This is a genomic window from Rhizobium tibeticum (assembly GCF_900110205.1).
Taxonomy (GTDB): domain Bacteria; phylum Pseudomonadota; class Alphaproteobacteria; order Rhizobiales; family Rhizobiaceae; genus Rhizobium; species Rhizobium tibeticum.
The window spans coordinates 109,939-129,124 of the sequence record NZ_FOCV01000016.1 but is presented as its reverse complement, the minus strand read 5'-3'; the positions used below and the strand labels follow the sequence as shown (position 1 = coordinate 129,124).

Genomic DNA, 19,186 nt, shown 5'->3' with positions numbered 1-19,186 from the left:
CTGTTCTCCCCTCGAACAGGCGAGAGAATATTCAGCACACGCGCAAAAGGCCCGTGAAAAACACGTGACACACCTTCTTGTTGCATTCCGTGCCGCAATCTCCAAATTATTGTTTTTCCGCCAAGACAAAAGTCTCGTTGAATTGCCACGCTCGTTCGCTCAGGGACGGGGGGTGATCGTCTGCCGAAAGAACCGCATCAAGAACGGCGAGAGCGTCGGCACGCTTCTGATCGACCTCGTTCGATCGCAGCAGCGACAGCAACGCCTGTTTCTCTGCCGAAACATCCGCACTTTCCACGATCGCGCTCCAGGTTCGCATCTTGAAGAACAAATTACCCGCAGCTTTTTCGAGCTCCACGCGATGCTCATGCCTGAGCATCTGCCCGCTCTCTAACGCATCGAGAGTCGCCCTGACATTGACCAATGGAACGGTCAACGCCTTGTATGCTAACTCGATCGGTCCATGCAGTAGCGCTACATCGGCGTCGTCGACAGTCACCCCCGTTGCATACTCGCGGTAGATGCGGCCAACGCCGACCATACCGAAGATCCCACATTCGGCAGCGCGTAGCGCGCCCATACTTGCACCTCCGAACATGCGGACCTGTCGCGAAAGTGCATAGAGGATTTCCTTGTGCCACACGGGCGCTGTATATTCGAAGCCGCCATCGATGACACCGATCACCCGCGCACCCTTTTGCACAGCGGCCAGCACGTCGCCTTGGACGGCAGGCGGGCATATGGTGATCTCATCACCCACGAGATCTGCTGCGTCAGAAAGGCTCGGCTCGACAAAGACGACTTTCATGAGAACACCGCCTTTGCTATCGCGCGGGCGCCAAAGCGACGCGCCCGAGCGCCCTCGGGATTTTCGAGCCCGGGAATGAAGACTTTAACGACATGGAACGGAAGAGCACGATCGCTGAGCGGTAGCGCGATGACTGGCGCGATTTCTCGCTCACGCAAAGCATTGAGGACCTCATCGAGGTGCGGTCCGACGCCGTGCCGCTGTGAGGCCGCAATAACGTTGCAAACGACCGGCATGGCATCGAGGGCGCGTACGGTCTCGGGGGGCGCGAGCCTTTGAAACACGTCCTGCGACAAGTCATCGCGTGCGCCACTGATGTAGGTGATCCGCGATTGAACGGCCTCGGTCATTGCCCGAACGGCCGCCCGAACAGGCGACGGGTGCGCGCCGCTGCCTCCCGTCACTTCAACAAAGCGAATGTTGCTGTCGCGTCGCTTCGAGGGCCCGAGTACGGCCGTGACACAGGGAACGGCAATGTCGCTCGTCATGTCAAACAGTCGCATGGCCAGCCCTGCCGCCTCAATCTTTGACCCGAGTTCATCCACCAGTGGATCATTGAAGCTCACCGGATCAATACAACGCGCTAACCGATCCGCTTCGCTTCCGATCTGCCAAAGGCAATATGCGTCGCGCTCGATACGCTCCAGAACCGCGTGCAAAACGGCCTCCTGCGGGGTATTGCCGGAGGCGAGGCCATCGGACGACATCCAGAAGCGGTTGCGGCGCGTTCGATCCAGAAGCGCCGCATCGACGGGAACATAAATCTCCCGATCGGTCAGGAGATCCTTGCCGAGCGCCCAGTCAACCGGTTCATCCAGCCGAATATCGCCCTCGTGACGGCCGATCAGGCAGGCAAGCGTATCAAAAGCAAAACCCGCTGCCCGCAGATCACGAGCCGACGTGCGTAACGTCGGAACGGCTGGTCTGTTGGCAACGACGCGCTCCAGCGCTTCCATGACGGCCGAAGCCTTGGCGTCGTCATCCGTCAACCCCTTACCCTGTGCGATCGCAACGGAACGCCCGTTTGGGACATAAGCACACCACACTGGGATGCCGATGTTGTCCAGACCGGTGTGGCGGGCGACGCGGGTTATGCCGAAATCCGCAAGAAATGGCGCGGTTCGAAAAAGGGTTTCGGATGGTGGAACCGTGCGGTCGCAATAGGCGGCAAGTCTACGCGCGGTCAGCGTGCGCTCTCAACTTTCGACGTGACCGGAGAACGCCGCTTTCGCGGTCGAGACCGCAACCGCGAAGTCCACCTTCTTGACGACGGTGGCGCCCGCCTTGCGCAGGTCGGCAACCTTCGCCAGTTCACCGGCTGCGGCATCGAGTTGCTTGACGGTTCCCGCGTCGAGATCCGCAATCCAAAGCGTCGCATCCCCTGCGATACCAAATACAACTGCCCTTGACATGATGTTCCCTTTCGTTGGTGTCAAAATCCAGCTTTCAAAAGCCCCTCTCTGTAGAGATCCTTCTGCCATTGCTCCTTGAAGGGCACGACCGAGAGCCATTTTTCTACATCGAAGACCGGGTTCAGCGTTTCCGCACGCTGCCGATAGAACTGCGCACGCCTGCGATCGCCAATCATTGCACAACTCGCAGCAGCAATGCGGTGGGCCGGCGCCTTGTCCTTCATGGCTTCCACATAGGCGATGGCGTCGTCGTACTGCTCGAGAAAATAGCTTGCGCCGGCGGCACACCAAAGATAGCTGTCCGGGGATAAGGGATTCAGCGAGATCGCCTTCTGGATCTTTGTCAACGCCTCCTTCGGACGTGAGGCATGCACCAGCGTGTCAGCGTGGCTGTAGATCACGTCGGCAAAATGCGGGCTCAGTTCCTCCGCGTGGCTAAGGGCTGCCACGCTCTCGTCAACGTCGCCGAGATAGAGCTTTGTCACGCCGAGTTCGCGGTAGCCGCTGGCGAAACCATCGTCGCGCTCTATTGCCTTCAACGCATTCTGCTCAGCAAGGCCCAACAGTTCCTCATTGCCCTGGGCCGTCACCAGCCACTCGCTGGTATAGGTCCGTGCCAGGCCGGTAAACGCCGGCGAAAAGTCCTGATTGTATTTCAACGCCTCCTTGAACGCCGCTCTCGCCCTGCGAATGTGCGGCAACGTCAGCTTGCCCATAAGGCTCGCACCAACGAGATAGGCGTGATAGCACTGCGGATTGGCTTCCAAGCTCAGCCGAGCTTGCTCGTTCCTGGCAAGTTCATCCGCGACAGAGGATGATAGGTGCTCAGCAATGAGCCGTCGCTGGGTCGGCAGCGTTGCAGCGGTCATGGGAAAGCGGGTCGCCCAGATGATTTCATCGGTGGGAAAATAGACAAGCTGAGCATACAGACCTTCGCCTGAAAGTCTCGTATCAAGGAGATAGGAGATAGAGTGACGAGCGATAACGGCGGCTTTGTCGGAGTCGCGGCGAATTTGCTCGGCTGTATGCGGTGCGACGATGGAAATGTTCCTGAGCGCACATAACTCGATCGTGACATCCTCGATCAGCGCACCGGCAAGCGAGAGCCCCACGACGCCGCCCTGTGATGTCGGAGGAAGCAAAACCAGGCGCGGCAGGCTCGACGCAGGCCGGGGTTCGGGCTCCAGGCGGTTTGCATTCTGCACCTCCGCCGGTACCACATAGTTCCGCGTTTGCCTGTCGCTCAGCGCCAGCACGTCCGGGCCAGCAACGCCAGGCAGTCCGCGAAGGATCGCCCGAAGCGGCTCGTCGCTTGGGTCCTGCTCGAGCAACTGCAAGGCAGCGCCGGAGACAGTTCGGTAGTCGTCGGCGCCCTGTGCAGACGGCGCCGCCTCCAAGAGCATCTGCCGCAACTTGACCCTGTGGCTGCGCTGCTCCCGCGCGATCCAGCTGTCGATCGCCTTGCTTGCTGAGCGAACATTGCCGGCGAAATCACGCTGAAGTAGGTCGCTGCTGGCTTTCAGCCTATCCATCAGCGGCCTTGCCTCATCGAATATCTCAACATCAACGGAAAGGAGGCCCGCCTGCAGTTCGATCGACGCTGAGGTAATCTTAAGTGGCGCGGCCTCACTGTCATCGATCTGGCGAATACGGGAGATGAGCTTACGCAGATTGAGGCCGGCCTGATCGGGCTCGGCATCCGACCATAGGAACGCAGCGACCTCTTGGCGGGTGAGGGCGTGCCCCGTGCATGTGAAGAGATAGGCCATCGTCAACAGCGCCTTGGCGGGATAGCCGACGGCATTGCCCGCCTCATCCGTCAGACGCAGTTCGCCAAATGTTTGGAGACGCAGCACCGGCTATCCTCTTGTTTCGTCCACCCGTTCCCAGCCCTCACGCTCATCCGTGACCGATTGCGTGGAGCCAAGGCTCCTTGCAAGGGCCAGCAGCTTTCGACGAACATTCGGATCTTCGATCGCGATGAAGGCCCGCGTCAGCGCCAGACCTTCCTTCGAAGCGATGAAATGCGCAACTTCGTCGGTATCGGCGCTCAACCGCAGGCCCGCTGTCTGCGCCGTCTGTTCATCGAAAAAGAAGCCGATAGGCACGCCAAGGACTTCTGCAATGCGCTGCAGCCGGCTCGCGCCTATGCGGTTGACGCCCTTTTCGTATTTTTGCAGCTGTTGGAACGTAATGCCTAAGGATTCCGATAGGCTAACCTGGCTCAAACCAAGTAGCTTCCGCCTTAACCTGACACGCTCACCCACATAGGCATCAATAGCGTTTGGAGTTTTGGCCTTCATGGCATCCCCCGTTTCCTCGTGTCAGACTGGCATTATGATGAGATTTACAAAAAATACAACCAAGAGTAAATTTATTCAAGAAGCTAATTGCTGATGCCAACACATTTTGCTGTGGCGTTGCGATTTTTACCGACGCCGGGGAAATTCAGCCAGACCCGATGCATCGAGAAGCAAGATCTCTGCAAATATTGCCGACCTTGGGCAGTATATATTTCGAATGCTCTATCCATGGTAGTGTCACGTCGATTTCACAAGCTGTTCCAGATTTTTGTGACTATAGTCCAGGCACGGTTAAGTTGAAGCTTTGGCGCCGTCTTTGCGGAGGCTGTAGGCGGCTTTTTAGCTGAAATCGCGATAGTGGGGCATCGTTCAATAACATCACGGATGTCGCGACCTTCACTTGCTTAACCAAAATCAACATTCAACGCACATCAAGAACGTGTGTGCCGCATCGACCGGGGGTAAGTGCCATGGAATTACGTCCTATAGTTATCAGCCACGCCGACAGGCTTTCTGCCTGCCGTGAAAAGATAGAGGAAGCCGTATACCAGATCATTCAGGGCGAAAAACTGGTCGGCTTCTCGTCGACCGAAATCGCCATGGCGATCGCGGATATTGCCGACGACTACATTCTCGCGGCCTCCAAGAAGCGCGCGGCGACGCACTGATCCACGCTGTGTGTTGAGACCGACTGCTGCGGGGCGATCAACCGCGCCCCATCCGCGACAGGGCGATACGCAAAGGCTCATCCGAAACATAGATCAGGCCTCCGCAAGGGTGGGCCATATCGTTGACGATGAACACCGCACCTCCGGCAGACAGAGCGCAAGCGACAATGATTGATATGACCGTGCCGTTATAGGGCGACAAAAGGCCGAATGTGAGAAAGATCACGATCAGCCAGAACGTCAGCACTACCAGGAAGGCGGTTGCTTCCCTCCCGAGAGCCTCGCCGGCTGGCGCCTCCAAAAACCTGCGCGATACGAGCCTTTACCAGCTTCGCAAACCTCTCGCGTGCCTGCGCCGTGTCAGTTCCATACTGCCGTCAATATGCGGTCAAGCAGGACGAGGCGAGCAGCCGACGTCTTCAGTTCATTTGCGGCATCGACGAAGGCCGTCTTGGCGGATGCAACCAGAAAACCAACTGCAAGCACCGAAAGAGTGCCGAACGCAGGCTGATCCGCGCGCCGAGCAGCGCCGCGCATGCCAGCAGCAGCGCGATGATGCACCGGGTTTAGAGCTGTCATGATGAAGGTTTCGCCTGTCCCGGCGCCATCGAACTGAAATGATCGGGTTTCGTCAAGCACACTGGTCGCTATTGGCATTTGCCGCATGCGCTGCACAGGTTGCGCTTGATATTTGCCTCACGCGCTTTCAAGCCGCGACCTCCCGTGAGCGACGCCTTTGTCCGTGGAGACAAGAAAGGGTTGGGGGGGCTTGGAAAAAAGATACCGGAGGAGCCTCTCCTCCAAGAGGTGAGGCTCCGCTTATCAGTATGCTTACTGCTGTGTCGTACCGCCGGTCGAAGGGTTGGCCGGGGCGGGCGTTGCCGGCTCGCTGGACGGCGCTATAGGGGCTGCCGGTGGTTTCATCGGCTGAGATTCAGTGGTCGAAGCGGTCGGGTTAGGATCGGTGCCCGGCCGGTCAAACCATTCTGTGATAGCAAACGCTGCGACAAGGATCACGGCGATCGCGGCAATCCATCCGATCCAGCTGCTAGGGCTGCGGCGCAGCGGTGGCGTGCGCGGGTCGTGATCGGTCGTGGGGTTGCGGTTCGGATCATTCGGGTCGTAGGTCATATCGTTTCTCCTCTCTGCACGAAGAGAAATGAATTGTGCCCAAGTTTGTTCCAAATGCGTGGGCAGTTGCCCTTCCAGAGGTCGACCGCTCCACCTGTAACCCACGATTTTGAGACCACGAAGGACCGCAGCCGCAATCCACTATTACGTCGGCTGGGCACCCAGGGCATAGAGAATGCCGCGAAGCTCGGCCAGACCGCGCAGTCGACCGATGGCCGGATAACCCGGCGTCACGGTCTTGTCGAGATCATCGAGCATGCGATGGCCGTGGTCAGATCGGAACACTATTGTTTCGTTTGACCGACGCCCGCGGTCTTCGGCGACAAGTTCCTTCAGGACTGCAACCATGTCGACGTCTCCCTCCAGATGGGCGCTCTCGTGGAAGCTGCGTCCGTCGCCCTCGCGTTTTGTTGCCCGAAGATGGGCGAAATGGATTCTCGATGCGAAGCGGCGGGCAATTGCCGGCAGGTCGTTGTCAGCACGCACTCCGAGGCTGCCGGTGCAGTAGCACATGCCATTCGCCTTCGAGGGCACGGCACTAAAAAGCGCCGCATAGTCTTCGGCTGTCGACGCGATACGCGGCAGACCAAAGAGCGAGCGCGGCGGATCATCCGGGTGGAGCGTCAGCTTGACGCCGCGCGCTTCGGCCACAGGCGTCACTGCTTGAAGAAATTCGATAAGATGCTGGCGCAGCTTGGCGGCGTCGATACCGCTATAAGCTGCGAGCTTTTCACGGAACTGCGGGATCGTCAGCGGTTCGGTCGTCGAGCCGGGTAGGGCGGATGTGATGATCCGAGTGATCTCTGCAATCTCGGCTTCGGTCATCGCATCGAACACGGCGCGCGCACGCGCCATGTCCTCAGGGGAGTATTGCCGCTCGGCACCGGCGCGTTGAAGCACGAAGAGATCGAAGACCGCGAATTTCTCATAATCGAAACGCATGGCAGTGGCGCCGGTATCGATGACATAATCGAGTTCGGTGCGCGTCCAGTCGACAACGGGCATGAAGTTGTAGCAGACAATTGGAATCCCGCAGGCTGCAACGGCTTCAAGGCTGGCGATCCAGGCCTCGATTTCTGCCTTGGCCCGTCCACCATTACGCTTGACGGCATCCGGTATCGGGATGCTCTCGACAACGGACCATGTCAGGCTCGAGCGTCCGGCCGGCGTCGTTTCGATCATCGCCTGGCGCTCGCGCACTTCCGCTTCAGTCCAGGCGCGGCCGATCGGTACCTGGTGCAGGGACGAAACGATATTGGTCGCACCGGTCTGCCGCACCTCGTCGAGCGTTACAGGTGCCTCCGGTCCAAACCATCTCCAACCCTGGCGCATGCATTTCCTCCTTGGGATCTTGTCGTTGCCGCTGACAGGCTCAGCAGAAATAATCGGGATACTGGGCGCGAAGCTCGTTGACGTCGGGAATGACGGCGCTCAAGTGGTGCATCATGGCCGCACGCGCTGCTTCCACGTCGTGGGCAGCGATCGCGTCGCGAATGAGCCCGTGTTCGTGCACGACATTGTCCATGCGGCCAAGAACCGGCAGCGTCAGTCGTCGGGCGCGGTCGATTTGCACCTTGACCGTCTTAAGGATCGTCCAGATGCCGGGATAGCCGGCAATCTCGGCGACGGCCTCGTGGAAGGCCTCGTCCTCCTCGTGAAAGGCGGACGTATCACCGAGCGCGGCAAGCGATCGCTGTCGTGAGATGATGGAATTCAGGCGATCGATATCGGCTGCCGTGGCTACTTCGGCGGCGCGTTCGACAGTCGTTCCTTCAAGCGACTTGCGCACGACCACCGCCTCCGGGATCGCAGAGACGGGGACCCGCGATACGACCGTGCCGGACTGCGGATAGATATCGACAAGCCCGCCCTCTGACAATCGAAGCAGCGCCTCACGCACCGGAGTGCGGGAGACATTGAACTCTTCGGCAATCCGCTTTTCCTGCAACAGCATTCCGGGTGGGATTCGCAGGGCAAGTATATCCGCGTAGAGCCGATCGAAGATAGCGCCGGCATTCGTCACGCGGCGAAGCTTCGTCGGCCTCTCGGCCTCGAAAGGCAAGGCCGTCGGAACGGAAACAACTGCTGCCTGCATAAGGAGCCCTGACATTGACTTGATCGTGCATACTAGTATATCAATTTATTGCGACTGCCAAGGCGTGCCGAGGAGGACGGTGTTTTTGGCAACCATTTCAAGAGGTTTCACACATTTGGCGATTAAGCTTCCGGTCCTGCAACGACCGGCTCGAGGACGCATTGAAGCGCGTTAGCGGCGTCCGACAACAGGAGGAGGAGAAACAGGATGAAAGTCACCCGCAGAACATTCGTCGGCACCGCAGCGGGCGCCGCCGTTGCAACCATGCTGCCGCTGAGGGCCTTTGCGCAGGCCAAGAAACCGGCAAGCCCCGTCACCGTCACGATTGCTGATGTCGCCGGCAACCTGGCGCTGACGCAGGGCATGTTCGAGGCCTATGCCGCGGAAAAGGCCGACTGGGTTTCCAGCTTCGCCTTCACAAAGGCACCGGCACCTGAGTTGCCCGGCAAGATCAAGGCGCAGCAGGCGGCCGGTAAAGTCGATATCGATCTCGTCCTGACGGGAACGGACGCGCTCTCGGCAGGCCTTGATCAGGGGCTTTGGATCGATCTGAAGGCACACAAGTCGGAGCTTCCTAACCTCGAACAGATCCTGCAGCCGCAGGCTTTCAAGATGCAGGCTCTTGCCAAGGATCAGGGCGTCGTCATCACCTACTACCCCTCAGGCCCACTCATCGAATATATGCCCGACAAGGTACCTACGCCGCCGAAATCGGCGCAGGAGCTGCTTGAATGGGCGAAGGCCAACAAGAACCGCTTCATCTATGCTCGGCCGGCCAATTCGGGTCCCGGCCGCACCTTCCTCATGGGCTTGCCATACCTGCTTGGCGACAGTGACCCTCGCGACCCCGCCAAGGGCTGGGCAAAGACGTGGGACTATCTCGCGGCACTTGGCGAACACATTGAGTATTATCCGACGGGCACCGGCCAGGTGATGAAGGAGCTTGGCGAGGGGACGCGCGACATCGTCGTATCGACGACCGGCTGGGACATCAATCCGCGGGCGCTCGGCATTGTTCCAGCAGAGGCGAAGGTGCAGAAGCTCGATGGCTTCCATTGGGTCACGGACGCCCATTACGCGGTCGTCCCGAAGGGCGTCTCGGACGAGAAGATCGGCGTGCTGATCGACGTGCTCAACTACATCCTGCAGCCCAAGCAGCAGGCGATCGCCTACGATGCCGGTTATTTCTATCCGGGTCCGGCTGTGAAGGACGTCACCCTCGAGATGGCGCCGCAAGAAAGCCAGGACACGATCAAGGAGTTCGGCCGTCCCGAATATGCCGACTGGATTGCTAACAATCCGCTGGAGGTTCCGCTGGAGCCGAAGCAACTGGTCGAAGCCTTCCGCATCTGGGACGAGAAGATCGGCGCCAAGAAGGGCTGATCAAAAAAACAGCCGGCCCGGAATCGCGTCTCGGGCCGGCCACCTCATTTTGAAGATGGAGATTGATTTGACTTCGGTTTCGAATGCCGCAGCATCGACGCGCAAGAACGCACGCCTGGAACTCGATGGGATGCGTCGCGTCTTCGGAGCGTTCAACGCTTTGAACGGCATCAATCTTGCGATCGAACCTGGAGAGTTCGTGGCGCTGCTTGGTCCGTCCGGTTGCGGCAAGTCGACTGCACTGAACTGCATCGCCGGCTTGCTGCCACTGACCAGTGGCGAAATCCGGCTTGGCGGCACGCGCATCGATCAGCTCGAACCCGAGCGCCGCGGCTTTGGCATGGTGTTCCAAAGCTACGCCCTGTTTCCACATATGAGCGTGCGCAAGAATGTCGGATTCGGCCTTGCCATGCAGGGCATAAAGGGGCCAGAGGCCGACCAGCGCATCCGCGATGCACTGGCGCTGGTGCGTCTCGAAAGCCAGGCCGATAAGTTGCCGGGGCAGCTGTCCGGTGGCCAGCAGCAGCGCGTGGCGATCGCGCGCGCTATCGTCATTCGTCCGCCAATCGTCCTGATGGACGAGCCGCTTTCTAATCTCGATGCGAAGCTTCGGCTCGAGATGCGCGCCGAAATTCGCGGAATCCACGATCAGATCGGTTCCACCACCATCTATGTGACGCATGATCAGGATGAGGCGCTGTCGCTTGCCGACCGCATCGTCGTCATGAGCCAGGGCCATATAGAACAAATCGGCTCGCCTCAGGATCTCTACCAGCGCCCTGTGAACGTCGACGTTGCCGACTTCATGGGCTTCAGGACGCGTGTTGAAGGCCGCATTACGCGTGTGACGAACGCAGAGGCCGAAATCGAGGTCGCCGGCGCCCGCCTCGTTGGCACGATGCGCTCGCCGCTCAGCGTCGGCGATGCAGCGATCCTGTCTGTCCGCCCGGAAGACCTTGTCGCGTCGAACGGCGAGGGGATCGCTGCCACTGTCAGCAGCATGGAGTATCGCGGGCGAGCATTTTTTGGCATGGCGCGGGCAGGGGACGGCTCTGAAGTCTATTTCCGGGCGGATGAGCAATTGGCGCGGGGAGCATCGACCAGGCTGCAACCGATTGCCGGTCGGGCGCTGGTCTTCAAAGGAACCAGCCGATGAACGGCCCTTCGCTGCGAACACGGCTTGCTGCTCGCGGTCTCGATGGCACGACGCTTTTGTTGCTGCCGGGGCTGATCTTCATGATCGCGATGTTTGTCTACCCGTTCCTTTATGGTGTGGCCGATTCCGTCATGCCGGAAGAGGGCACGTGGTATGCGAACTACGCGAAGTTTTTCAGCGATCCGTTCCAATATCGGACGATCGCCGCGACGATGTGGCTGGCACTGCCTGTAACGGTGATCAACCTTGCCTTTGCCGTACCAGTTGCCTTGCGCGTGCGCCTGATGCGCAGGCAGCGGCTGCTAACCACCATTCTCGTGCTGCCGATTACCCTCGGCACGGTCTTCGTGGCAGATGGCCTTTTGACCTTTCTCGGGCCGCGCGGCTGGTTCAATCATACCCTCTTGATGCTCGGCATCCTCGACGCGCCGGTGAAGCTGACGAATAACTACTGGGGCGTCTTTGCCTCGTTGCTGATCACCGGTTTTCCCTTCGCCTTCCTGCTGACGCTGTCTTACGTTACCGCATCGATCCCGCGATCGAGCAGGCGGCGGCGACACTGGGCGCGGGACCACGACAGCGCTTCTTTAGGGTCTTCCTTCCGCTTTTGGTCCCGGGGCTCGCTGTCACCTTCTGCCTGGCCTTCGTGCAGGCCTTTGCGGTGTTTCCCTCCGCCGTTCTTCTGGGGGCGCCTGCCGGCCCAACGCGCGTCATCTCGATTGCAGCCTATCAGGCAGCCTTCGAGCAATATGATCATTCGCTCGGTTCGACGATCGCGCTCATCATGGGCGGCGTGGAGCTGGTTGTCGTGCTTGCCGTTCTGGCCACCCGCTCACTTTTCTACCGCGGCCCCGCCGGCGGCACGAAAGGTTAGTCATGATCCGAGATCAGGGGCCCACCTCAAAGATCTGGCGGTTCGCCATTTGGGCGCTGGCCATCCTCTTTGTCCTCAATCTGCTCGCCGTTATTGCCGCTGTCATGGTCAACTCTTTTGCGACGCGCTGGCTTGGAACATGGCTGCCGGCAGGTTGGACGACACGCTGGTATTTCAGCGCCTGGAAGGAATTCCAACTTTCCAGCGTTGTCCTTGTCACCTTTGAGATCGTCTTCACTGTCGTCATCATCTCCGGAATTTTGGGCATCACGACCGCATACGCGCTGGCGCGGCGCGACTTTCCCGGAAAACGCCTGGTCATTTTACTGTTCTTGTTGCCGTTGCTGATCCCTCCATTGACCTACGGCATTCCGCTGGCAACCGTCCTCTACCAGCTTGGGCTCGGCGGCACCTTCTGGGGCGTCGTGCTGATCAACGTCGTCCCGTCGTTGCCCTTCGTTGTTTTAGTGATGATCCCGTTCATCGAGCAGATCGACCCGCGCATAGAAGCGGCCGCACGAGTTTTCGGCGCAGGAACGACGAGCCTTTTCCTGCGCATTTTGCTGCCGCTGCTTCTACCGGGGATGCTGGCTGCGCTGCTGCTGGTGCTGGTGCGAACCATCGCGATGTTCGAGCTGACCTTCCTGATTGCCGGACCGACGACGCAGACCCTCGTCGTGTCGCTCTACTACGCCGTATTTGCATCAGGCGTTCGCGCAGGCCAATCGATCGATGCGATGGCCGTGGTCTACATGGTCACGACATTGTTCTGGCTGGTTCTCGCATTGCAGTTTGTGAACCCGACACAGATCGTTGCGAGGGCGAAACAGCAAAGTACCCACTAGTTCCAATCTCGAGGGAATAGACCGCCTCTCGCCGAGGCGGTCAGTCCGCTGTGCGGCTATCGGCAGCGCGCCTCATAGGTGCGACCATAGCGGTCACGATAGACACAGTAGCCGCGGCGTTCGGTCGAGCGTCCAATCAGAGCGCCCGCGACACCGCCTGCCACGGCGCCGATCGCTGCGCCTCCCCAGCTGTCGCTGACGGCACCGCCAATGATGGCGCCCGTGCCCGCACCAATTGCGGTTCCTTTTTCGGTGGCTGTGCACGATGCCAATGCCCCCATAAATGCAGCCACTAGGATAACTTTTCTCATCCGCCACTCCTATGCTTACAGTTTTGCATTACGGTGTAGAAAACTAGATTCGATGCCATAAGGTTCCATCGACTGACTTAGGCCTGACAGTGCGATCCCTTGGCTGGCTCGTAATATCCTGTCCCCGTGACACCGGCGAGATGACGTCCACTTATTGACAAGTGATCGAGTGTCAGCGACGTCCGTCCGGTCGAATGCCTCTATTCACGGCGCATCCCCGAAGGCTATATCGTGCGACGCCAAAACACGAACTGGACCTGCCATGACCGATACCGTCCTCGATCGCTTTCTTCGCTATGTCGTCATTGATACCCAATCGGATCCGGCATCGTCGACACAGCCGTCGACCGTGAAACAGAAGGACTTGGGCCGCTTGCTGGTCGACGAGTTGTTGACGATCGGCCTATCCGACGCTCACTTGGACGAGCATGGCTACGTCTATGCGACCGTTCCCTCGAATGTCGACAAAGCGGTTCCGGTCATTTGCTTCTGCTCGCATATGGATACGGCGCCTGATTTCACCGGGACGAACGTCAGGCCACAGATCGTGCGCGACTACGGCGGCGGCGACATTCAGCTTGCCGGTGACAACAAGCAAGTCATTCGCGTCAGCGAGAATCCGGCGCTCATCGACCAGATCGGCCACGACATCGTCACCACGGACGGTACGACACTTCTCGGTGCCGACGACAAGGCCGGCATCGCCGAGATCATGACGGCGGCGCAGATCCTCATGGACAATCCCGACATCAAGCACGGAACGATCAAGCTGCTTTTCACGCCGGATGAGGAGATCGGCCGCGGTGTCGACAAGGTCGATCTGACAAAGCTTGGCGCGCAGTTTGCTTATACGATGGACGGTGAAACCGCCGGACACATCGAGGACGAGACTTTCTCGGCAGATGGCGTCGAGATTACCATCGAAGGCGTTGCCATCCATCCGGGCTTTGCCAAGGGAAAGATGGAGAATGCCATCAAGATCGCCGGCGCGATTATTGATCGGTTACCCAAGAATGTCGCACCCGAAACGACCGATGGGCGAGAAGGCTTCATCCATCCGACCGGCTTGACCGGCTCGATGGAAAAGGCAGCTATTGGCCTCATTGTCCGGGACTTCGAGGAAGCCGGGCTGGCTGACAAGGAGAAATGTCTCGAAGCCTGGTGCAGGATGTGATGGCCGACTTTCCCGGTTCTTCCTACACCTTCAACGTCAAGCAGCAGTATCGCAACATGAAGGTTGTTCTCGATCGCCACCCGCAGATCGTCGAGAACGCCATCGAAGCCATCCGCCGAGCAGGCATGTCGCCTGTGCGCGGCAGTATCCGCGGCGGAACGGACGGTTCGCGTCTTTCGTTCATGGGACTGCCATGCCCGAACATCTTCGCTGGCGGCCACGCCTTCCACTCGCCACGCGAATGGATCAGCAGGCAGGACATGGACAAGGCCGTCGCCACCCTCGTTGAACTCGCAAAGGTGTGGGAGGAGGGAGCTTAGCGGAGCAGACCGGTCTCTCCGCGTACCGCACCCATGATGCCCTTCGCCGATGGCCCGCTCTGTCGAGGCGCGCCTGTTCATTGGCGCTTGGTATCCCGCTGTCCGAGCAGCTCGTGTGACAAGCTGCAGGGCTTGCCTCAAAGAGCCCGCGCAGTCTCAGGAACCGTGCCAGCGATGCCCTGGGATATTCCACGTGCGGCTGCGTCAGCAGGTAGCAGGCCGCGAGCACGGATACGCGACATTTTCCCCGCCCAGCGATGAAGCGCAGCGCTTCGAAGGTTTCCAGGCTGAATTTCATCAGATCGGCAAAGCCCAGCGCTTCATAACGCAGAGCGTTTAGGCGAAGGTTTCGCCAGGTTTCGTTTGCTCGCCCACAACACCACGCCCTTCCTGTGCATGCGCCATGGCTTTGACCAAAGCGACAATCTTTTCGCGAAGCTGCGTGTCGGTGATTTTCAGGAAGGCACGATTGAGCGCGAGACCTTCCTTCGAATGCAGAAATTCGGCAACCGGGTCGGCGGCGACCGAAGTCTCAAGCCCGGCCAAGCTCAAGGGCTCGGACTCGTCCTGCTGAAAGAAGAAACTCGGAGAGGTGCTCAGCACATCGGCGATACGTTGCAGTCGGCTGGCACCGATCCGGTTCAGACCCTTCTCGTATTTCTGCACCTGCTGGAATGTCACACCTATCTGATCGGCCAGTTTTTCCTGGCTAAGTCCTAGGAGTTGCCTTCGCATCCTCACGCGAGAACCGACAAAGGTATCGATGGCATTCGGCGTCTTTGCACTCATCATAAATTTTCCATGTACCGGATTAGCGTCACGTTCATTTGCTCGGCCACATACCCGGCATCGCACCCCTCTGGCGAGTGTGTATTAGCCGCGGGCCAAATTCAATCGGCTAATTGCATAACATTGTATGATAAACGCATGTGACTAGCCACCCGAAGAGCTTGTCGATCGGAACTAGTCGAGGTTGCAGGGTGGGTGGTCAATGGGCAGGCGAGCTTCGTCCGATTCACCGCCAGCGCTGTTTAGCGGTTGAGGCGAATCGGACGGATTTCCCTGTGAACGATCTTCAGCGACTTGTCGGGTTGTATCATGTAGGTCTCATCGACCTGTTGGCCCCACTCGTCGATGAAATTGTGCGGGAAGGTCGACCCTGGCGGCGACTTCGTCAGCTTGGTACGCGGCTGGCCTCTGTAGGTGATACTCCCGGGGATCGGATCGAGACCCGGCGAGGAAAAGTCCTTCGTGGTGCAGCCTATAAAGGCGAGCACGCTTATCAAGGCAAGGGCTTTGTTCATGGGACCCTCAACGATTCCGCTTCATTCCTGGAGCATATATCCGATCGATTGCGCCAGAACAGGGAGACAATCCGTCAGCGCACGATTTCCGCACACGCGCCGCTCGCCCGAACGCCTAAAGGAGGTCCCGCTTTGCAAGGCTTGCCATCAGGGCGGTGATACCAAATGTCCAGGGAGAGCACTCGGTTGAAAGCCGCACGGTATTGACGAGCGAGCCGAGGCCTGTCGACGAAATTTCGACGACGTCACCGATTTTGTGGGTGAAGCCCTGGTTTGGCGCATCACGATCCTGCGTCGGTGCAAACAGCGTTCCCAAGAACAGCATGAAGCCATCCGGGTACTGATGGTGGGCCCCGCAGGTCTGCTTGACGAGGTCGAAAGGATCGCGGCTGATCTTCGACATCGAACTCTTTCCGTGAAGAACGAATCCGTCCGCGCCGGTGACCTTGAGGTCGAGCTCTGCGCTGCGCACGTCATCAAGGCCGTACTTCTCGTCGAACAGGCGGATGAATGGGCCGATCGAGCAGGAGGCGTTATTATCCTTTGCCTTGCCGAGCAGGAGCGCCGAGCGGCCCTCCACGTCGCGCAGATTGACGTCGTTGCCAAGTGTTGCACCCTTGATCTCGCCGCCGCTGTTGACGGCAAGTACGATCTCGGGTTCCGGATTGTTCCAGGTCGAGATTGGATGCAGCCCGACATCGGCGCCCCAGCCGACAGAAGCAAGGACGGGTGACTTCGTGAAAACCTCAGCGTCAGGTCCGATGCCGACCTCGAGATATTGAGACCACATGCCTTCGTCGATCAGCGCCTGCTTGACCTTGGCGGCTTCAGCCGAACCTGCTTTCAGATTGTAGAGGCTACCACCGATCAGCGTACTGACGCGCTCGCGGATCGCGGCGGCGCGATCGGGACTTCCAGCGGCCTTCTCCTCGATGACGCGCTCGATCATCGACTGTGCGAACGTTACGCCGCAAGCCTTGATGGCCTGAAGGTCGGCAGGAGCAAGCAGATGAACCCGCGACGGGTCAGGCGTTCCGATGCCAACGGCAGCAATCTCCTCGAATGTGGCGAGCACAGGACCATCCGCGGCGCGGACGAAGGCGGCGGGATCGTGTTGTTCCAGGAGCGCACTCAGCGTCGGCGCAGCTTTGGAGGTGATGTCGACCAACTGGCCATCCCGAACCGCCACGATGCTCGGGCCTTCAACACCGGGGTTCCAGGCACGACCGACAAACAAACCGCCGGCGGCGGCAGAATCCAGAAGAGTATAAGACATCGACATGTTCCGTCACACGAGCGATGGACGCGCTCAAGATCAAAACGAACCCGCCGCCCTCCAACCTAGCGGCGCGTCGAAATCGACCACAATAGATGCCGGTGGGCAAGGTCAAAACCAAGGAATCTCGATCTCGTCTCCAAATTGAGAATGGGCGCGATGCCGACGATGGCATCGCGCCCATTGTACTTAATCGGACTGTGTTCAGCGACGCGAGCTGTCCGCGCTCGGAGGATTTAGTGGTTGTCGCGCGGAATGCCCTTGGTCTGGGCGATACGCTGGTACTTGACGGCAGGCTCAAGCACGGCGCCGGTTTCCATCTGGCCGACATAGGTGCGCTGGATTTCCTGCCAGGGCGTCTGGCTCTCCGGATAGACATAACCGCCGGCTGCCTCGAGCGCCTTGCGCCGTTCGGCAAGTTCCTCGTCACTGATGAGGATGTCGGCCGACCCCTTCTTGAGGTCGATGCGAACCTGGTCGCCGGTCTTCAGCAGCGCAAGCCCACCACCGGCTGCCGCTTCCGGCGACGCGTTGAGGATGGAGGGCGAGCCAGACGTGCCGGACTGACGACCGTCACCGATGCAGGGCAGCGAGCTGATGCCCTGCTTCAAGAGATAATCCGGCGCACGCATGTTGACCACCTCGGCGGCACCCGGATAGCCGATCGGCCCGGCACCGCGCATGAAAAGCACCGTCGACGCATCGATCGCCAGCGACGGATCGTCGATGCGGTGATGGTAATCTTCCGGTCCGTCGAAGACGACCGCGCGGCCAACGAAGGCTTCCGGATCGTTCGGATTGGACAGGTAACGCTGCCGGAACTCAGGCGAGATCACGCTCGTCTTCATGATTGCGGAGGAGAAGAGATTGCCGCGCAGGACGCGGAAGCCGGCGCGCTCCTTCAGCGGGCGCTCGAACGGACGAATGACCTTGTCGTCCTCGATCGTCGCTGTGGTGTAGTTCTCGCCGACCGTCTTTCCATTCACGGTCATCGCGCTTGTGTTGATCAGATCGTGCTTGATCAACTCGCCCATGACGGCCGGAACGCCGCCGGCGTGGTAGTAGTCCTCGCCGAGATACTCACCAGCTGGCTGCAGGTTGACGAGAAGCGGGATTTCCTCGCCGTAGGTCTGCCAGTCATCGACCGTCAGTTCGACGCCGACATGGCGGGCAAGTGCGTTGAGATGGATCGGGGCATTGGTTGAGCCACCGATAGCCGAGTTGAGCCGGATGGCGTTGATGAAGGCGTCCCTGGTCAGAATGTCGGAAGGCTTGAGGTCCTCGCGAACCATTTCGACGATCCGCAACCCGGTCTCATAGGAGATTTCTTGACGGTCACGGTAGGGGGCCGGAATTGCCGCGCCGCCCGGCAGCTGCATCCCGAGCCCTTCGGCGAGCGAATTCATCGTGGTCGCCGTGCCCATCGTGTTGCAGTAGCCGGTCGAGGGCGCGGAGGAGGCAACGAGCTTGACGAAGCCCTGATAGTCGATTTCGCCGCGCGCCATCATTTCGCGAGCCTTCCAGACGATCGTACCGGAACCTGTGCGCTCGCCGCGGAACCAGCCGTTCAGCATCGGGCCAACCGACAGTGCGATCGCCGGAATGTTCACGGTTGCGGCCGCCATGAGACAGGCCGGCGTCGTCTTGTCGCAACCAATCGTCAGGACCACGCCATCCAGCGGATAGCCGTAGAGAACCTCGACGAGACCGAGATAGGAGAGGTTGCGGTCGAGACCTGCGGTCGGACGCTTGCCAGTTTCCTGGATCGGATGCACCGGGAATTCAATGGCGATACCACCTGCGTCACGAATCCCTTCGCGAACGCGCTTGGCGAGCTCGATGTGGTGACGATTGCACGGCGACAGGTCGGAGCCAGTCTGAGCGATACCGATGATCGGCCTTCCCGACTGCAGCTCTTCCTGGCTAAGACCGAAGTTCATGTAGCGCTCCAGGTAGAGCGCGGTCATGTCAGGATTTGCGAGATTGTCGAACCAAGCCTTGGAGCGTAGCTGGCGCGATCCGTCCTGCTCTTGAACTGCGTTCTGATTCGGGGAGGGAGTTTTCTCAACCACGATGAATTTCCTTGCTTTGACGCCGCTGTTGTCATGCACTTAGCTGATCGATAC

General features: G+C 59.4%; 19 protein-coding genes and 2 pseudogenes. 6 read left to right on the top strand and 15 right to left on the bottom strand.

Features of this window, described 5'->3' with window-relative positions:
- Positions 1 to 106 precede the first annotated feature (106 nt).
- The 5 genes from BSG20_RS18705 to BSG20_RS18685 are packed head-to-tail and all read right to left on the bottom strand — an operon-like array spanning position 107 to position 4,523.
- Positions 107 to 808 (bottom strand): TfuA-like protein, encoded by a 702-nt coding sequence (locus BSG20_RS18705; protein WP_072377751.1) that lies wholly within the window; start codon positions 806 to 808, stop codon positions 107 to 109.
- Entirely contained in the window at positions 805 to 1,995 is a 1,191-nt protein-coding gene (locus BSG20_RS18700) for a YcaO-like family protein (protein ID WP_072377749.1), read from the bottom strand. The genes BSG20_RS18705 and BSG20_RS18700 overlap by 4 nt, the downstream gene beginning before the upstream one ends.
- 9 nt (positions 1,996 to 2,004) lie before the next feature.
- Positions 2,005 to 2,220, bottom strand: a complete 216-nt coding sequence (locus BSG20_RS18695; RefSeq protein WP_037126623.1) for a hypothetical protein — start codon at positions 2,218 to 2,220, stop codon at positions 2,005 to 2,007.
- A gap of 20 nt (positions 2,221 to 2,240) precedes the next feature.
- Positions 2,241 to 4,076 carry a peptide antibiotic resistance protein gene (locus BSG20_RS18690; RefSeq protein ID WP_072377747.1) on the bottom strand — a complete coding sequence of 612 codons (1,836 nt, stop codon included), beginning with the start codon at positions 4,074 to 4,076 and terminating at the stop codon, positions 2,241 to 2,243.
- Positions 4,077 to 4,079: 3 nt separating this feature from the next.
- Positions 4,080 to 4,523, bottom strand: coding sequence for a helix-turn-helix domain-containing protein (locus BSG20_RS18685; protein WP_072377745.1), 444 nt, complete (start codon positions 4,521 to 4,523; stop codon positions 4,080 to 4,082).
- A 470-nt stretch (positions 4,524 to 4,993) separates the two neighbouring features.
- Here BSG20_RS18685 and BSG20_RS18680 point away from each other — a divergent pair, with 470 nt between their 5' ends.
- Positions 4,994 to 5,191, top strand: a complete 198-nt coding sequence (locus tag BSG20_RS18680; RefSeq protein ID WP_072377743.1) for a hypothetical protein — start codon at positions 4,994 to 4,996, stop codon at positions 5,189 to 5,191.
- Positions 5,192 to 5,228: 37 nt separating this feature from the next.
- On the opposite strand, the gene BSG20_RS37565 is transcribed toward BSG20_RS18680, so the two are convergent.
- The 5 genes from BSG20_RS37565 to BSG20_RS18655 all read right to left on the bottom strand — a co-directional run bounded on the left by BSG20_RS37565 (position 5,229) and on the right by BSG20_RS18655 (position 8,417).
- Positions 5,229 to 5,492, bottom strand: coding sequence for a hypothetical protein (locus tag BSG20_RS37565; RefSeq protein WP_244541366.1), 264 nt, complete (start codon positions 5,490 to 5,492; stop codon positions 5,229 to 5,231).
- A gap of 59 nt (positions 5,493 to 5,551) precedes the next feature.
- Entirely contained in the window at positions 5,552 to 5,830 is a 279-nt protein-coding gene (locus BSG20_RS37560; RefSeq protein WP_244541365.1) for a hypothetical protein, read from the bottom strand.
- Positions 5,831 to 6,022: 192 nt separating this feature from the next.
- The gene (locus BSG20_RS18665) at positions 6,023 to 6,322 is read right to left on the bottom strand and encodes a hypothetical protein (RefSeq protein WP_072377739.1); all 300 of its coding nucleotides are present in this window, start codon (positions 6,320 to 6,322) and stop codon (positions 6,023 to 6,025) included.
- 144 nt (positions 6,323 to 6,466) lie between these two features.
- A complete protein-coding gene (uxuA, locus tag BSG20_RS18660; RefSeq protein ID WP_072377737.1) occupies positions 6,467 to 7,654 on the bottom strand; it encodes a mannonate dehydratase in 1,188 nt (395 codons plus the stop codon).
- Between the two features lie 40 nt (positions 7,655 to 7,694).
- Positions 7,695 to 8,417: a GntR family transcriptional regulator gene (locus BSG20_RS18655; protein ID WP_072377735.1), complete on the bottom strand. Its 723-nt coding sequence runs from the start codon at positions 8,415 to 8,417 to the stop codon at positions 7,695 to 7,697.
- A 207-nt stretch (positions 8,418 to 8,624) separates the two neighbouring features.
- Between BSG20_RS18655 and BSG20_RS18650 the strand changes: the two genes are divergently transcribed.
- From BSG20_RS18650 to BSG20_RS18635, 4 genes and pseudogenes are all read left to right on the top strand, one after another.
- The gene (locus BSG20_RS18650) at positions 8,625 to 9,800 is read left to right on the top strand and encodes an extracellular solute-binding protein (RefSeq protein ID WP_072377733.1); all 1,176 of its coding nucleotides are present in this window, start codon (positions 8,625 to 8,627) and stop codon (positions 9,798 to 9,800) included.
- A gap of 55 nt (positions 9,801 to 9,855) precedes the next feature.
- Positions 9,856 to 10,956, top strand: coding sequence for an ABC transporter ATP-binding protein (locus BSG20_RS18645; protein ID WP_072377731.1), 1,101 nt, complete (start codon positions 9,856 to 9,858; stop codon positions 10,954 to 10,956).
- Positions 10,953 to 11,830, top strand: a pseudogene (locus BSG20_RS18640) (ABC transporter permease). Before BSG20_RS18645 ends, BSG20_RS18640 begins: the two are co-directional and overlap by 4 nt.
- A 2-nt stretch (positions 11,831 to 11,832) precedes the next feature.
- Positions 11,833 to 12,675: an ABC transporter permease gene (locus BSG20_RS18635; protein ID WP_072377729.1), complete on the top strand. Its 843-nt coding sequence runs from the start codon at positions 11,833 to 11,835 to the stop codon at positions 12,673 to 12,675.
- Positions 12,676 to 12,731: 56 nt separating this feature from the next.
- On the opposite strand, the gene BSG20_RS18630 is transcribed toward BSG20_RS18635, so the two are convergent.
- Positions 12,732 to 12,986 (bottom strand): YMGG-like glycine zipper-containing protein, encoded by a 255-nt coding sequence (locus tag BSG20_RS18630; RefSeq protein WP_072377727.1) that lies wholly within the window; start codon positions 12,984 to 12,986, stop codon positions 12,732 to 12,734.
- A gap of 262 nt (positions 12,987 to 13,248) precedes the next feature.
- Here BSG20_RS18630 and pepT point away from each other — a divergent pair.
- Positions 13,249 to 14,480: pseudogene (pepT, locus tag BSG20_RS18625) on the top strand (peptidase T).
- 336 nt (positions 14,481 to 14,816) lie between these two features.
- Here the strand turns inward: pepT and BSG20_RS18620 are convergent.
- The 4 genes from BSG20_RS18620 to BSG20_RS18605 all read right to left on the bottom strand — a co-directional run bounded on the left by BSG20_RS18620 (position 14,817) and on the right by BSG20_RS18605 (position 19,132).
- The gene (locus tag BSG20_RS18620) at positions 14,817 to 15,269 is read right to left on the bottom strand and encodes a helix-turn-helix domain-containing protein (protein WP_072377809.1); all 453 of its coding nucleotides are present in this window, start codon (positions 15,267 to 15,269) and stop codon (positions 14,817 to 14,819) included.
- 242 nt (positions 15,270 to 15,511) lie between these two features.
- Positions 15,512 to 15,784, bottom strand: a complete 273-nt coding sequence (locus tag BSG20_RS18615; protein WP_072377725.1) for a hypothetical protein — start codon at positions 15,782 to 15,784, stop codon at positions 15,512 to 15,514.
- Between the two features lie 115 nt (positions 15,785 to 15,899).
- Complete coding sequence (locus BSG20_RS18610; protein WP_072377724.1) at positions 15,900 to 17,060, bottom strand: fumarylacetoacetate hydrolase family protein; 1,161 nt, start codon at positions 17,058 to 17,060, stop codon at positions 15,900 to 15,902.
- 236 nt (positions 17,061 to 17,296) lie between these two features.
- Complete coding sequence (locus BSG20_RS18605; protein ID WP_072377807.1) at positions 17,297 to 19,132, bottom strand: IlvD/Edd family dehydratase; 1,836 nt, start codon at positions 19,130 to 19,132, stop codon at positions 17,297 to 17,299.
- Positions 19,133 to 19,186 lie beyond the last annotated feature (54 nt).

Excerpts from the sequence above, each read along its gene's own strand:
- BSG20_RS18695 (WP_037126623.1), bottom strand. The coding sequence starts at position 2,220 with ATGTCAAGGGCAGTTGTATTTGGTATCGCAGGGGATGCGACGCTTTGG.
- BSG20_RS18635 (WP_072377729.1), top strand. The coding sequence starts at position 11,833 with ATGATCCGAGATCAGGGGCCCACCTCAAAGATCTGGCGGTTCGCCATT.
- BSG20_RS18645 (WP_072377731.1), top strand. The coding sequence starts at position 9,856 with ATGGAGATTGATTTGACTTCGGTTTCGAATGCCGCAGCATCGACGCGC.
- BSG20_RS18620 (WP_072377809.1), bottom strand. The coding sequence starts at position 15,269 with ATGAGTGCAAAGACGCCGAATGCCATCGATACCTTTGTCGGTTCTCGC.
- BSG20_RS18615 (WP_072377725.1), bottom strand. The coding sequence starts at position 15,784 with ATGAACAAAGCCCTTGCCTTGATAAGCGTGCTCGCCTTTATAGGCTGC.
- BSG20_RS18685 (WP_072377745.1), bottom strand. The coding sequence starts at position 4,523 with ATGAAGGCCAAAACTCCAAACGCTATTGATGCCTATGTGGGTGAGCGT.
- uxuA (WP_072377737.1), bottom strand. The coding sequence starts at position 7,654 with ATGCGCCAGGGTTGGAGATGGTTTGGACCGGAGGCACCTGTAACGCTC.
- BSG20_RS18650 (WP_072377733.1), top strand. The coding sequence starts at position 8,625 with ATGAAAGTCACCCGCAGAACATTCGTCGGCACCGCAGCGGGCGCCGCC.
- BSG20_RS18630 (WP_072377727.1), bottom strand. The coding sequence starts at position 12,986 with ATGAGAAAAGTTATCCTAGTGGCTGCATTTATGGGGGCATTGGCATCG.
- BSG20_RS18655 (WP_072377735.1), bottom strand. The coding sequence starts at position 8,417 with ATGCAGGCAGCAGTTGTTTCCGTTCCGACGGCCTTGCCTTTCGAGGCC.
- BSG20_RS18680 (WP_072377743.1), top strand. The coding sequence starts at position 4,994 with ATGGAATTACGTCCTATAGTTATCAGCCACGCCGACAGGCTTTCTGCC.
- BSG20_RS18610 (WP_072377724.1), bottom strand. The coding sequence starts at position 17,060 with ATGTCTTATACTCTTCTGGATTCTGCCGCCGCCGGCGGTTTGTTTGTC.
- BSG20_RS18665 (WP_072377739.1), bottom strand. The coding sequence starts at position 6,322 with ATGACCTACGACCCGAATGATCCGAACCGCAACCCCACGACCGATCAC.
- BSG20_RS18705 (WP_072377751.1), bottom strand. The coding sequence starts at position 808 with ATGAAAGTCGTCTTTGTCGAGCCGAGCCTTTCTGACGCAGCAGATCTC.